This window comes from Polyangium sorediatum (genome assembly GCF_029946465.1).
GTDB classification, from domain to species: domain Bacteria; phylum Myxococcota_A; class Polyangia; order Polyangiales; family Polyangiaceae; genus Polyangium; species Polyangium fumosum.
This window is the reverse complement of sequence record NZ_JARZHI010000054.1, coordinates 61,047-74,176: the sequence shown is the minus strand read 5'-3', so window position 1 is coordinate 74,176 and position 13,130 is coordinate 61,047. Positions and strand designations below refer to the sequence as shown.

The window sequence follows — 13,130 nt, the reverse complement described above, 5'->3', positions numbered from 1 at the left end:
TCCTCCGCCCACGCTTCCGCCGACGAGGCCGTCTTTGCATCCAACATCTCCCCCTCTAAATGTCGTCAGAGGGGGCGAATGTACCGATGGGAGATGGGACCAATGCTCAGGGCACGGCCTGGACCGAGGGTTGAAAAACTGCGCTCCACGCAGTTTTTCAAACGGGCCGACGAAGAAGCCGGGCTGCCAGCCGAACCCGCAGCGCGGCTGTCTCGGTTGGCAGGCTCGTCGCCGGTCTTGCCAACGGCTGCTCGATGAACTGCGCACCGCGCAGTTCATCGACCCGGGGTCCAGCGCCTCGCTGGTCCGGGGTGGAGGGGGCGGATAGCCCCCTCCTGGGGCCTGGGGCAAAGCCCCAGCAAACTACGGACAGCCGGCCGGCGTCGTGCCTGTGTAGGCCGTGATCACGCAGCCCTCGAGCGCCACCTTGAGCTCGTCACACGTCGTCTTCGACGCGTAGAACTCGAGGCAGCCGTCGACGCTGCCCTTGTCGTATTCCAGGCACTCGGCGCCGAACTCCGCGCGTAAAAAGCCTGGGCACGTGCGTGACGTGCCGAAACAGCCGAGCGAGAGCATCCGCTTGCTGTGCGCGTCGACGAGCGTATTGCACGCGAGCGCCTCGGTCGTGCGTTCGCCGCTCGCCGGTGGGCGGAACCTTCCGTCGTCGGGCAAGGGCGTGAGATCCGGATCCTCCCCGCCGCACGCGGCGAGGAGCATGGAGAGGATGAGCGCGACGCGGAGCTCTCGCATGCGGGTTACTCTTTCTCTTCGAGGAGGGCCATCGCGAGCGCGTGGAGCACGTCGCGCGCCGAGCCGACCTTGCGCGGCGGGAGCTTCGCGAGCGAGCGCCGCACGATCGACTCCACGGTTCCGATCTTCAGGCCGTCGAGCTCGCGCCCGCGCGCCGTCAATTCGAAGAGCGCGCGCCGCGCGTCGTCCGGATCGGGCTTGCGACCGATGATGCTGCGGCTCTCGAGGCGCTTGAGGATCCCCGTGAGCGTGCTCGGATGGATGTGCAGCACGCTCGCGAGCTCGCCTGCCGAGATGCCCGGGAAGCGCCCCACGATCCGGATCACGAGGCGTTGCGGCCCCGTGACGCCGAGCGACGCCTCCATGCGCTTCGACATCGACTGCAGGGCGTGATCGACGGCCCAGAGCAGGCGCATGAAATCCAGGACCTCGCCGAGCTTCTCGGCCTTGTCCGCCTTCTGCTTCTTCTTTTCGCTCTTTTCGCTGGGTGCTGCGCTCATGACCGAGCCGATTCCCTTTCCGCCAAGCGAGCCACGCTAGCCCACCTCGCCCCGTCGATCGAGACCGTCGAAGGGTGCACCGCGCAGTGTTCGCGCGGCGGCGCCAGACGACCCGTCGGAATGAAACGCAGGAAGGTTCCCCCGGACGATCGTTTTTTGCTCCGACGGTTTTCCTTTTGAGCGGCAACGACGGGCAGGCCATCCTTGACCGGTGCGACTCGAAGATCTTGCCGTCATCGGAAACTGCCAATATTCCGCGCTGATAGACCGCTCGGGGTCGATCGTGTGGTGTTGCCTGCCGCGCTTCGACGCCGAGCCGGTCTTCTCCTCTTTGCTCGACGAGCAGGGGGGGGGTGTCTTCACCGTGGGGCCGGCGGGGGGGGAGCCGGGCGTGCAGCGATATCTTCCGAACACAAACATCCTCGAGACGACCTTCCGCTCCCCCTCGGGCGCGTTCCGGGTCCTCGACTTTGCGCCGCGTTACTTCCAGAAGGACCGGTTCTTTCGGCCGACGATGATCGTGCGGATCGTCGAGCCGCTCGAGGGCACGCCCCGCGTGCGTGTCCGCTGTGAGCCGCGCCTCGGCTGGGGCAAGGGGACGCCGGGGCGGCTCGTCGGGTCGAACCACATCCGGTACGAGGGCTTCTCGGCTCCGCTCCGCTTGACGACGGACATCCCGCTCTCGTACGTGACCGACATCCCGTTCGCGCTCACGGGCAAGAAGCACTTGGTGCTCGCCTGGGGCCCGCCGCTCGAGGACTCGCTCCCGACCGCTTGTGAGCACTTCCTCGGGCAAACGCGGCGGTACTGGGAGCGCTGGGTCATGCACTGCGACATCCCGCCGCTCTTCCAGCAGGAGGTCATCCGCTCGGCGCTCGCGCTCAAGCTGCACTGCTTCGAGGACACGGGCGCGATCGTCGCGGCCATGACGACGAGCATCCCCGAGGCGCCGGGCAGCGGGCGCAACTGGGACTATCGTTACTGCTGGCTGCGCGACGCGTACTACGCGCTCGCGGCGTTCCGCCTGCTCGGGCACTTCGAGGAGCGCGAGCAGTTCATCCAGTACCTCTTCAACATCGCCGCCTCGGCTGCGCCCTCGCTCTCGCTCGGCCCGCTCTATCGTGTCGACGGCACGCCCGATCTCGAAGAGTCCATCCTCGACGCGTGGCCGGGCTACGAGGGGCAGGGGCCCGTCCGCGTCGGCAACGCGGCGGCCACGCAGCTCCAGCACGACGTCTTCGGGGAGATGGTCCTCGCGCTCGCGCCCGTCTTCCTCGACGATCGTTTCGTCGCCGAACGATCGACGCACGGGCTCGATCTCCTGGAGCGGCTCACGCAGAAGGCGATCGAGGTCGCGGGCACGCCGGACGCGGGGATCTGGGAGTTCCGCTCGGACGCGCGGCCGCAGACCTTCTCGAGCCTCATGTGCTTCTGCGCCGCCGACCGCATGGCGCGCGTCGCCGAGCGCCACCGGCCTGCGCGGGCGAACCATTACCGCGCCGCGGCCGAGCGCATCCGCGCCGAGATCGTGGAGAAGGCGTGGCGCCCGGATCTGAACTCGTTCGTGTCGAGTTACGGCGGCGAGGAGCTCGACGCGGCGCTCCTGCAGATGGCGCCGCTCCGCTTCTTGCCGCCGAACGATCCCCGCCTGCACGGGACGATCGACGCGATCCGCGATCGCTTGTCCCAGGGCGGCTGGCTCATGCGGTATCGCGGCGACGAGTTCGGCGAGACGAGCGTGGCGTTCATCATCTGCACCTTCTGGCTCGTCGAGGCGCTCGCGACCGTGGGCCGCAAGGCCGAGGCGCGCGAGGTGCTCGATCGCGCGCGCTCCGCGCTCTCGCCGGTGGGGCTGCTCTCCGAAGACTACGAGACCCGCACGCTGCGGATGTGGGGTAATTTCCCCCAGGCCTACTCCCACGTAGGCCTCATCCACGCAGCGTTCGCGTCGTCTCCTCCGTGGTCCGACATCCTCTAAAGACAAGCCTCCTCCTCGCCGTCCTCGTCGGCGCGCTCCTTCCCTCGATCGCGTTCGGATCCGAGGGGAGCGCGCACGCCGATCCGATCGGCGCCGTCGTCCTCTACCTCGCGGTGATCCTCGCGGCGGCCAAGCTCGGCGGGGATCTCGCCGTTCGTGTTGGGCAGCCCGCGGTGCTCGGCGAGCTCGTCGCCGGCGTGATCCTCGGCAACCTCGGCGCGCTCGGGGTATCGGCGTTCGAACCGATCAAGACGGACGCGAGCATCGACATGCTCTCGCGGCTCGGCGTGCTCGTGCTCCTCTTCGAGGTCGGGCTCGAATCGACGGTCGCGCAGATGCTGAAGGTGGGCGTCACGAGCTTTTTCGTCGCGACGCTCGGCGTGGTCGCGCCCTTCGCGCTCGGCTGGCTCTTCGGCGCGTGGCTCCTGCCGGAGGCGAGCCCGTACGTGCACGCCTTCCTCGGCGCGACGCTCACCGCGACGAGCGTCGGCATCACGGCGCGCGTGCTGCAGGACTTGAAGGCGTCGCAGAGCGCGGAGGCGCGCATCATCCTCGGCGCGGCCGTCATCGACGACGTGCTCGGGCTCGTGATCCTCGCGGTCGTCACGGGCATCCTCGGCGCGGCCGATCGCGGCGGGGCGATGAGCTACGGCGAGATCGGGACCGTGTTCGGCAAGGCCCTCGTGTTCCTCGTCGGCTCGCTCGTGATCGGCGCCAAGCTCTCTCGGCGCCTCTTCTCCGTGGCCTCGCGCCTCCGCGCCCGCGGCGTCCTGCTCGCGCTCGGCCTCGCGTTTTGCTTCTTCTTTTCATGGCTCGCGGGCCTCATCGGCCTCGCCCCGATCGTCGGCGCGTTCGCCGCGGGCCTCGTGCTCGAAGACCTGCACTTCCGCGACTTCACGGCGCGCGGCGAGTCCACGCTGGAGCACCTCGTTCAGCCGATCTCGTCGTTCCTCGTGCCGATCTTCTTCGTGCTCATGGGCGCGCGCACGGACCTCGGCGCCTTCGGGCAGCCGGGCGTGCCGCTGCTCGCGGCGGGGCTCACGGTCGCGGCGATCCTCGGCAAGCAGGCGTGCTCGCTCGGCGTGGGCAAGGGGATCGATCGGCTGACCATCGGCGTCGGCATGGTCCCGCGTGGCGAGGTCGGGCTCATCTTCGCCAACATCGGCCAGTCGCTCACGGTGGGCGGCAAGCCCGTGATCTCCGGCGCGGTCTTCTCGGCCGTCGTGGCCATGGTCATCGTCACCACGATGTTCACGCCGCCCGCGCTCAAGTGGAGCCTGTCCCGACGCGCGGCGAAGTCGCCCAAGCCTCCGATCCCCGGCGCACACGACGCGCATTGACCCGACGAGGCGGTGCTCGTAACACCGATCTCGTGGACGCCCTGCGCACCGACCTCTACCAGCTCACGATGGCCGCGGGGTACTTCCACCGCGGCATGCAAGACAGGCGCGCGACGTGCGAGATGTTCGTGCGCCGCTTGCCGCGGCACCGGCGCTACCTCCTCGCGATGGGGATCGAGCGGCTCCTCGGCTACCTCGAGACCCTCTCCTTCACCGAGGACGAGATCCGCTACCTGCGGGACGTCCCGGCGCTGCGCGACGCGATGACCGAGCCCTTCGTCGAGTACCTGCGGCGCTTCCGGTTCCGGGGCGACGTCGCGGCCGTCCGCGAGGGCACGGTGGTGTTCGCGAACGAGCCACTCGTGCGGATCTCGGCGCCGATCATCGAGGCGCAGATCGTCGAGACGTTCCTGCTCTCGGCGATGAACCACGCGACGATGATCGCGTCGAAGGCGGCACGCGTGGTGCGCGCGGCGGGCGGCGCAGGCGTCATCGAGTTCGGCACGCGGCGCACGCACCCGGAGGCAGCCGTCGACGCAGCGCGTAGCGCGTATGCCGCGGGGTTCGTGGGCACGTCGAACGTGGAGGCGGGCAAGCGCTTCGGCATCCCCGTGATGGGCACGGCCGCGCACATCTGGACGATGGCGCACGCGACGGAGGAGGAGGCGTTCGAGAACTACGTCGCCACGTTCCCGAGCGCGTCGATCCTGCTCATCGACACGTACGACACGCTTCGGGGGGCCGAGCGCGCCGCGCGGATCGCCAAGGACAAGCTGAAGGGCGTGCGCCTCGACTCGGGCGATCTGCTCGCGCTCTCGCGCGCGGTGCGGCCCATCCTGGACGCAGCAGGCTGCACGTCGGCGAAGATCGTCGCGTCGGGGGATCTCAACGAGTACAAGATCGAAGCGCTCGTCCGCGCGGGCGCGCCGATCGATCTGTACGGCGTGGGCACGGATCTCGTGGCGAGCATCGACTCGCCCGCGCTCGGCGGCGTCTACAAGCTCGTCGAGATCGAGCAGGAGGGGAGGGTGGTCGTCCCGATCTGCAAGTTCTCCGAGGGCAAGGCCACGTTCCCGGGGCCGCACCAGGTCTACCGCTTCGTGGACGGCGCAGGCGTGCTCGCGCGCGACGTGATCGCGCTCGCGGACGAGGACCCGCGCGGGCTCGGCGAAGGAGAGGCCGAGGCGCTGCTCGTGCCGCGCATGAAGAGCGGAGCGCGCACGGAGCCGGCCGAGGGGCTCGACGTGGTGCGGGCGCGGGTGACGCGGGAGCTAGCGCGTTTGCCGGGGGCGCTCCACGTGCTCGACGAGGCGCCGCCGCCTCCGGAGCGCACGGACGAGCCGTTCCGCCCCGTGCCCTCTGCGCGGCTGCTCGAGCTCGTGGAGGATGTACGCGCCCGGGTTGTCGGGGCTGCGACGTAGGAGGGAAGGGGCATGCGAACGATTTTCGTCGACGTGGACGTGCAGCGGGATTTCTGCGAGCCAAGCGGCTCGCTTTACGTGAAAGGATCACCGACCGACGCGATGCGGAGGCTCGTCGCGTACGCGGTCGCGCACCACATCCCGATCCTCGGCTCGGTCGACTCGCACGCCTGGGACGCGTGGGAGTTCGCCTCCACGAGCGCCACGGGGCCGAACGGGGAGAAGCCCAATTTCCCGGAGCACTGCGTGAAGGGTACGCCGGGCTGGCTGAAGGTGGATGGCACGCTGCCGCCGCGCTTCCGGTTCGTGCCGAACGTGGCGTCCGCGCCGATCGCGCCCATCGTGGACGAGGTGGTCCGCGGCGAGACGCAGGGCGTGTACTTCGAGAAGGAGGTCTACAGCCTCTTCGTGAATCCGCTCGCCGATCCGTTCGTGAAGGCGCTCGCCGAGCGGTACGGCGAGCCTCTCTCGTTCGTGGTCTTCGGCGTGGCCACGGACTACTGCGTGCGCGCCGCCGCGCTCGGGCTCGCGGAGCGCGGGTACACGACGACGCTCGTCACCGATGCGAGCGCGGGCATCACGGAGGAGGGCGTCGCGAAGGCGCTGCAGGAGATGCGCGCCGCAGGCGTGAAACTCGCGACGTCGTCCCAGGTGACCCCGTGAGCGACAAGGAGTACCCGAAGCCGAGCCTGACCGCAGACGTCGTGACGTTCTCGCTCGACGACACGGGCCGCATCTCCGTGCTGCTCATCCAGCGCGGCAAGGATCCGTTCGCAGGGCGGTGGGCAGTCCCCGGCGGATTCTGCGAGCCCTTGGAGACCGTGCGCGAGAGCGCGGCGCGCGAGCTCGTGGAAGAGACAGGCATTCGAGATCTGCCGATGGTCGAGCTCGGCGTGTTCTCGCGGCCAGGCCGTGATCCACGCGGATGGGTCGTGAGCGTCGCGCACGTCGCGATTCTCCCTGCCAACCGGCGCGGCGAGGCCAAGGGCGGCGACGACGCGCGCGCCGCGAAGTTCTTCTCGATCCGCCTCGACGAGCGTGGTCGCGTGGGACTCACGGCCGACGGCGAGGAGGCAGGCCCGCTCGCATTCGATCACGACGAGATCCTCGCGCGCGCGATCGCGCGGCTCGAAGCAAGCTCGGACATGCTAGGGCCGCTGCTCTTCGGCCAACCGATGTCAGGAGAAGAGGCGCAACGAGCGATCGAGACGGCGCTCTCGCGAGATTGATATGGCGTTCGTATTCTTCGGCCTGACAGGCGGGATCGCGTGCGGCAAAAGCACGGTCGCAGCGCGCTTCCGCGAGCAAGGCGTGCAGGTGATCGACGCAGACGTGGTCGCGCGTCAGGCCGTCGCGCCGGGGACGAGCGGGCTCACAGAAATCATCAAGCTGTTCGGCGAAGGCGTGCTCCGGCACGACGGAACCCTCGATCGCAGCAAGCTCGGTTCCATCGTGTTCGGCGACGAGGAGAAGCGTCGCGCCCTGAACCGCATCCTGCACCCACGCATCGGAGCGCGGACGATGATGCTCGCGCAAGAGCTCGCGCAGCGCGGCGAGCCCCTCGCATGTTACGAGGCCGCACTGCTCGTAGAGAACGGGCTGACAGACGCCTTTCGCCCACTCGTCGTGGTAAGCGCACCCGAAGCCATCCAGGTCACGCGCACGATGGAGCGCGACGGCGTCGACGAGAAAGCCGCCCTCGCGCGCATCCGCGCACAAATGCCCGTCGCAGAGAAGGTCAAGGTCGCCGACTACGTGATCGACACGAGCGGCACGATGGAGCAAACGATCCAACGCGCCGACGAGGTCCTCGCCGCCATCCGCGCAAAGGCGGACGCGAGCTAGGCTCAGCGCGAGGCGTTGCGCTGGGGCTTTGCCCCAGGCCCCAGCAGGGGCTGTCCGCCCCTGCACCCGGACCAGGCACGGCCTGGACCGGGGTCGATGAACTGCGCGGTGCGCAGTTCATCGAACAGCCAGGGTCAAGACCGGCAGCGGCGTCGCGCTCGAAGACCGCCGCGCTGCTGGTTCTGCTGGCGACCAGGGTTCTTCGTCGGCCTGTTTGAAAAACTGCGCGGAGCGCAGTTTTTCAACCCTGGGTCCAGCGCCTCGCTGGTCCGGGGTCGAGGGGGCGGACAGCCCCCCGCGGGGGCCGGGGCAGCGCCCCGGCGCGACGCCTCCGACTAGACCCGCTTGGCGGCTCGGAATGTGGCTTCGTCGCGGGCCCAGGTGACGCGGATGAAGGCGGCGGCGTTGCCGCCTCGGTCGGGGTGGGTTTCCAGGGCGCGGCGACGGAAGGCGCGGCGGATGTCGTCTGGGGAGGCGGTTTTGGGTAGGCCGAGGACTTCGAAGGGGCAGAGGGTGGGGTCGGCGATGGTGGGGGTGGATCTGCGACGTTTTTGTCGTGAATCTTGGGGCGGGGGTTCTTCGTGGGGGGTGCGGGTTTTGGATTCGACCCAGGGGGGTTGCCCGGCTTGCACGCGGACCCAGGCGCGTGCCCAGATGGCTTCGATTTCGCGGAGGGGTTGGCCTGCGGTGCGCTCGGCTTGCTTGCGCGCTTCTTCGAGAGACTTTGCGCCGCCGGAGAACGCGTCGGGTTTGCGGAATGGCGTGCGCGTGGGCTCGCCTGTCCACCAGGCGCACCAGAGGTAGCGGCGGCGCTTGGTGGTGGTGATGGAGACGACGCCGGGCATGGGGGGACTTTGGCGGGAAGGATGGCTGTGAAGTGGGGGGCTGTCACGTGTTCGACGCGGCGTCGCTTGCTTGGGCTTTGGCGCCGAAGCGGCTGTCATGCGGGCGCACCACCTTGCTGTCACGGCTGCGTGACATCTGTCTTGGCGCCGTTACGCGTGGACGAGGGGTGGCTTGCGTCGTGCCGCGGTGATTCGTATCGGGCGAACCTGGCATGCCGCGTGCAGCCCTTGAAGATCTCTCGTGAACGCCGCCCCATCGGGGCGTGCGTTACGGCTGACGTGGAGTCTCCATGAAACGAAAGATCCTTCCTGCATCGCTGCTCCCTCTCTTCGCGTTGCTCGCGCTTGCGTGCTCCGGGAAGGACCCTGAGCCCCCGCCGCCGCCTCCTGATTACCTTTACGACGTCGAGGCGCAGCCCTTCGGCAAGACGTACGAGCAGTGGGCCGAGGCGTGGTTCCAATGGGCGTTCTCGATCCCCAAGGCTGAAAACCCGATCCTGGAGGGGCCTTGCGACCAGGACCAGACGGGGGACGTGTTTTTCCTGGTGGGCAATACGGGCGGCCAGACCACGCGCGCTTGCACCGTTCCCTCGGGAAAGGCGATCTTCTTCCCGATCGTCAATTCCATCGCGCGGACGTGCCCGGAGTATGTCGCCATCGACCCCAGCCAGATGTGCGAAACGTTGACGTCGGAGACTGAGATCCACGACGTCGCTACGTCGTTCTTCGAGGACTACGAGGTCACGGCGACGCTCGAAGTCGATGGCAATGCCATCACGGGCCTCGAGGACCGACGCGCGCACACGGCCACCTTCGACGACCCCACGTCGAGCCAGGCCGAGGATATCTTCGGGACCCCTTGCAGCGGCCCCATCCGGGAGAATTCTTGCGGCGTGCCGGTGGACTCGACGCGGATTGCCGCCGCCGACGGCCTCTGGGTCATGCTGAAGCCCCTCTCCGCTGGAGACCACGAGATCCGGTTCACCGCGAAGATCGTGACGGCGCCGGATCAGGCGTTCGAGCTGGACGTCACGTACAACCTCACCATCACGCCTTGATCGTACGCTCCCGCCGTTGCGGGACATGAGCCCGCCGTTGCGGGACACGAGCCCGCCGTTGCGGAACACGAGGCCGCCGTTGCGGGACACGAGGCCGCCGTTGCGGGACACGAGCCCGCCGTTGCGGGACACGAGGCCGCCGTTGCGGAACACGAGCCCGCCGTTGCGGAACACGAGCCCGCCGTTGCGGGACACGAGGCCGCCGTTGCGGGACACGAGCCCGCCGTTGCGGGACACGAGGCCGCCGTTGCGGAACACGAGCCCGCCGTTGCGGAACACGAGTCCGCCGTTGCGGAACACGAGGCCGCCGTTGCGGGACACGAGTCCGCCGTTGCGGAACACGACCCGGGCCTTGCGGAACGCAACCCGGCGGCCCTCCGCTGCCGGGCACGCCTGTCTTGATGTTCAGTGTTCGTCGTGCCAGCCTGGGCCCTGGGAGCGCATGGCCTCGTTTGCATCCAAGCTCGCCCGCTTGCCGCCGATGCCCGGGGCCGCGTCTGCGCCTGCCGCCGCGCCTGCGCCTGCCCCTGCGCCCGCTCCCGCCCCCGAGCCCGTTCCCGTTCCCGAGAACGCCGCGGCCGCGCTGAAGTCCAAGCCGTCGCTCGACGAGCTGCGTGATCGGATCGCCCGCATCCTCGGCAAGGCCGCGCCCACCGCGCCGCGGCCCGATCCCTCGCACACCGAGCTGCCCTTTTTCGTCGAGCACACGACACGGGGGCCGCTCTACGTGCGTCGTGATCGCACGCCGCCCGCCGCGCGTGTCGGCCGAGCGCCGCTCGTGGCCGCGCGGGATGCCGAGCCAGGCCTGCTCTCGCTGCTCGCGCTCGATCCAGCGCTCGCGGCCTGCGACGCACGGCGCGCGCTCTTCATCGACACCGAGACGACAGGGCTCCAGGGCGGCACCGGCACGGTCGCGTTCCTGCTCGGGATGTCGTTCTACGACGAGGCCCAAGGCGCGTTCATCCTGGAGCAAGCGCTGCTGCGGCGGCTCGGCGAGGAAGCGCCCATGCTGGAGCTGCTCGCGCGAAGGCTCGACGAGGCCTCGATGATCGTCACGTACAACGGCAAGTCCTTCGACATGCCACTGCTCCGCGCGCGCTGCGTGATGAACCGCATGCCGCCGCCGCGGGAGTTGCCGCACCTCGATCTCGTACACGTCGCGCGCCGCATCCACGGGCATCGGCTCAAGAGCCGCACGCTCGCCGCGATCGAGAGCGAGGTGCTCGGGCGCGAGCGCGTGGGCGACGTCGGAGGCGCAGACGTGGTCGCGTGTTACATGCACTATCTGCGCACGTCGGACGAGGGCGCGCTCTCCGGCGTGGTCACGCACAACGAGCACGACGTGCTCTCGATGGTGGCCCTCGTGGGGCTCTACGGCGAGCCGATGAACGGCGGGCTGCCCGGCGCAGACCTCGCCGGCGTGGCAAAGACGCTCCGTCGCGCAGGCGAGCTCGATCGCGCAGCGGAGACCGCGGAAGCGGCCGTCGCGCGAGGCGGCGGCGCGCTCGCGAAGCGAACACGCGGCGACATCGCGAAGGCGCGCGGAGACAAGGCGCGCGCGCTGCTCGACTACCAGGCGCTCGCCGAGGAGGTCGACGATCCTTCCGTGCGGCTCGAGCTCGCGAAGCTCTACGAGCACCACGTCAAATCATTCGCAGCAGCGCTCGCGCTCGTCGAGCGCGGGACAGGCGAAGCAGACGCGGCCACGGAGAAGCGGCGCACGCGGCTCCGGCGCAAGATCGAGAAGCGTCCGTGAAGAGGTGGTTCGTCGCGCTCGTGGGGCTCGTCGTCGTGCCGGGATGCGGGTATCGCCTCGTGGGCGCCGCAGCCGAACACGCGGAGCCACTCGCAGTCCTACCTGCCCCCGGAGTGGTCGCATCCGCCGCCGCCGAGGAGGGGGTCGTCGCGGGCGCACGCGCCGAGCTCGCAGCCGGAGGCCTGCTCGCGTCGTGTGACCCACGCACCGACGCGCGATGCCCAGCCCTCGTCGTCGAGCTCGTGCGTGTCGAGGAAGGCGGCGCAGCACCAGGCGTCGCGACCCGCGACGGCCCGCCCCTCGCGCGCTCCGTGACGTTCACGCTCCGCGGCCGCGCCTTCGTACGTCGCACGAAAGACGCACCCCCCGATCGACTCGGCCCCGACGTCACCGTGCGCGAGTTCGCCGCACGAGAGGACGATCCCACCTCGTTTCACGCGACCCGTGAGGAAGCCCTCCGCCGCGCGGCGCTTCGCCTCGGCGCGCAGCTCGTGCGGCGGGCCCTCGAGTGAAACGTCGCGCCGGGGTTTCACCCCGGACCCCGACCAGGGGTTGTCCACCCCTGGACCCGGACCAGGCACGGCCTGGACCGGTGATGCAAAAACCGCGCATCGCGCGGTTTTTGCAACGGGCCGAGTCAAGACCAGCGACGGGCTGGCCAGCGCGAACGGGGGGACAGCGCCGCCGTCTTGGTTGGCAAGGTGGTCCGTGGTCTTGCCACGGGCCCGTCGTAGAAACCGCGCATCGCGCGGTTTCTACGCCTTCGGTCCAGGCCGTGCCTGGTCCGGGGTGAAGGGGGCGGACAGCCCCCTTCCGGGGTGCGGGGCAGAGCCCCGCGCGTCCCCGTGGGGCTCCGCTGGGAGGTTTGCCCACTGGCCTTCCCCCGTGTGCGCCCTCCTCGGGGCGGGGCCTTTCTCCAGCAATGACAAACAGCGCTGCGTAGGCTACCGTGGGAGACGATGATTACCGTCGGCTGCGCCGGCTTTCCCGTCCCAGCGACGAGGTACTTCCGCGAATTCATGTTCGTGGAGGTCCAGGAAACCCACATGTCCATGCCTGGCCCTGGCACCATCCGGCGGTGGCGGCGCGAGGCCCCGGAGGGGTTTCGGTTTGCGTTGCTTGGACCGCGCGAGGTCGGGCAGGAGGGGTTCCGGGATGGCAAGGTCATCGAGACGGCGCTGAAGGGTCTCGAGGGCGTGGCGGAGGAGCTCGAGGCCAAGACGGCGGTCTTCGTGGCGCCGCCCGAGTTTGCGCCCAGCAAGACGAACAAGGGCATGCTCCGGGAGTTCCTCCATGCCGTGCGTTCGCGCTTCGACCGCGTCGTCTATGAGCCCGCGCCTGGCTGGGACCCGGACGAGTGTGACGAGCTCACGCAGGAGGTCGGGGCCCTCGCGGCGCGGGATCCGCTCGTCTCCGGCCTCTCGAAGCTGCCGACGGGGTACTACCGCTTGCACGGCCCTGCGGGGCACAAGTCCAGGTACGAGGATCCGGCGATCGAGAAGCTCGCCGACATCGCCCGCGGCGGCAGGCATCACAAGGATGCGACGTACGTGTTCACGAACGTCGACATGTTCGCGGATGCGAAGCGCTTCAAGAAAGCCTTGAAGCTGTAGCGTTTGCGCCTCGGCGCGGACGCG

At 69.3% G+C, this 13,130-nt stretch carries 13 protein-coding genes; 10 read left to right on the top strand and 3 right to left on the bottom strand.

What is annotated here, in order from left to right; all coding sequences use genetic code 11:
* Positions 1 to 363: 363 nt before the first annotated feature.
* A complete protein-coding gene (locus tag QHF89_RS37395) occupies positions 364 to 750 on the bottom strand; it encodes a hypothetical protein (RefSeq protein ID WP_136972845.1) in 387 nt (128 codons plus the stop codon).
* A 5-nt stretch (positions 751 to 755) separates the two neighbouring features.
* Positions 756 to 1,250 carry a MarR family winged helix-turn-helix transcriptional regulator gene (locus tag QHF89_RS37390; protein WP_136972846.1) on the bottom strand — a complete coding sequence of 165 codons (495 nt, stop codon included), beginning with the start codon at positions 1,248 to 1,250 and terminating at the stop codon, positions 756 to 758.
* A gap of 211 nt (positions 1,251 to 1,461) precedes the next feature.
* Here QHF89_RS37390 and QHF89_RS37385 point away from each other — a divergent pair, with 211 nt between their 5' ends.
* From QHF89_RS37385 to coaE, 6 genes are read left to right on the top strand one after another with little or no spacing between them, the layout of a single operon-like run.
* On the top strand, positions 1,462 to 3,228 hold the full coding sequence (locus QHF89_RS37385) for a glycoside hydrolase family 15 protein (protein WP_136972847.1): 1,767 nt from the start codon (positions 1,462 to 1,464) through the stop codon (positions 3,226 to 3,228).
* Positions 3,210 to 4,568, top strand: coding sequence for a cation:proton antiporter (locus tag QHF89_RS37380; protein ID WP_284721426.1), 1,359 nt, complete (start codon positions 3,210 to 3,212; stop codon positions 4,566 to 4,568). The genes QHF89_RS37385 and QHF89_RS37380 overlap by 19 nt, the downstream gene beginning before the upstream one ends.
* A gap of 32 nt (positions 4,569 to 4,600) precedes the next feature.
* On the top strand, positions 4,601 to 5,989 hold the full coding sequence (locus QHF89_RS37375; RefSeq protein WP_136972848.1) for a nicotinate phosphoribosyltransferase: 1,389 nt from the start codon (positions 4,601 to 4,603) through the stop codon (positions 5,987 to 5,989).
* A 12-nt stretch (positions 5,990 to 6,001) separates the two neighbouring features.
* A complete protein-coding gene (locus QHF89_RS37370; RefSeq protein WP_136972849.1) occupies positions 6,002 to 6,652 on the top strand; it encodes a cysteine hydrolase family protein in 651 nt (216 codons plus the stop codon).
* Positions 6,649 to 7,218: an NUDIX domain-containing protein gene (locus tag QHF89_RS37365; protein ID WP_136972850.1), complete on the top strand. Its 570-nt coding sequence runs from the start codon at positions 6,649 to 6,651 to the stop codon at positions 7,216 to 7,218. Before QHF89_RS37370 ends, QHF89_RS37365 begins: the two co-directional genes overlap by 4 nt.
* Position 7,219: 1 nt before the next feature.
* Entirely contained in the window at positions 7,220 to 7,834 is a 615-nt protein-coding gene (coaE, locus tag QHF89_RS37360) for a dephospho-CoA kinase (protein ID WP_136929632.1), read from the top strand.
* Positions 7,835 to 8,169: 335 nt separating this feature from the next.
* On the opposite strand, the gene QHF89_RS37355 is transcribed toward coaE, so the two are convergent.
* Positions 8,170 to 8,679 carry a J domain-containing protein gene (locus QHF89_RS37355; protein ID WP_284721425.1) on the bottom strand — a complete coding sequence of 170 codons (510 nt, stop codon included), beginning with the start codon at positions 8,677 to 8,679 and terminating at the stop codon, positions 8,170 to 8,172.
* 290 nt (positions 8,680 to 8,969) lie between these two features.
* On the opposite strand from QHF89_RS37355, the gene QHF89_RS37350 reads away from it, so the two are divergent.
* From QHF89_RS37350 to QHF89_RS37335, 4 genes are all read left to right on the top strand, one after another.
* The gene (locus QHF89_RS37350) at positions 8,970 to 9,737 is read left to right on the top strand and encodes a hypothetical protein (protein WP_136972852.1); all 768 of its coding nucleotides are present in this window, start codon (positions 8,970 to 8,972) and stop codon (positions 9,735 to 9,737) included.
* Positions 9,738 to 10,179: 442 nt separating this feature from the next.
* Positions 10,180 to 11,493 carry a ribonuclease H-like domain-containing protein gene (locus tag QHF89_RS37345; protein ID WP_136972853.1) on the top strand — a complete coding sequence of 438 codons (1,314 nt, stop codon included), beginning with the start codon at positions 10,180 to 10,182 and terminating at the stop codon, positions 11,491 to 11,493.
* Positions 11,490 to 12,005, top strand: a complete 516-nt coding sequence (locus QHF89_RS37340) for a hypothetical protein (RefSeq protein ID WP_136972854.1) — start codon at positions 11,490 to 11,492, stop codon at positions 12,003 to 12,005. Before QHF89_RS37345 ends, QHF89_RS37340 begins: the two co-directional genes overlap by 4 nt.
* 447 nt (positions 12,006 to 12,452) lie before the next feature.
* The gene (locus QHF89_RS37335) at positions 12,453 to 13,106 is read left to right on the top strand and encodes a DUF72 domain-containing protein (RefSeq protein WP_136929637.1); all 654 of its coding nucleotides are present in this window, start codon (positions 12,453 to 12,455) and stop codon (positions 13,104 to 13,106) included.
* The last annotated feature ends 24 nt before the right edge of the window (positions 13,107 to 13,130 follow it).

Excerpts from the sequence above, each read along its gene's own strand:
- QHF89_RS37335 (WP_136929637.1), top strand. The coding sequence starts at position 12,453 with ATGATTACCGTCGGCTGCGCCGGCTTTCCCGTCCCAGCGACGAGGTAC.
- QHF89_RS37355 (WP_284721425.1), bottom strand. The coding sequence starts at position 8,679 with ATGCCCGGCGTCGTCTCCATCACCACCACCAAGCGCCGCCGCTACCTC.
- QHF89_RS37345 (WP_136972853.1), top strand. The coding sequence starts at position 10,180 with ATGGCCTCGTTTGCATCCAAGCTCGCCCGCTTGCCGCCGATGCCCGGG.
- QHF89_RS37350 (WP_136972852.1), top strand. The coding sequence starts at position 8,970 with ATGAAACGAAAGATCCTTCCTGCATCGCTGCTCCCTCTCTTCGCGTTG.
- QHF89_RS37370 (WP_136972849.1), top strand. The coding sequence starts at position 6,002 with ATGCGAACGATTTTCGTCGACGTGGACGTGCAGCGGGATTTCTGCGAG.
- QHF89_RS37395 (WP_136972845.1), bottom strand. The coding sequence starts at position 750 with ATGCGAGAGCTCCGCGTCGCGCTCATCCTCTCCATGCTCCTCGCCGCG.
- QHF89_RS37390 (WP_136972846.1), bottom strand. The coding sequence starts at position 1,250 with ATGAGCGCAGCACCCAGCGAAAAGAGCGAAAAGAAGAAGCAGAAGGCG.
- coaE (WP_136929632.1), top strand. The coding sequence starts at position 7,220 with ATGGCGTTCGTATTCTTCGGCCTGACAGGCGGGATCGCGTGCGGCAAA.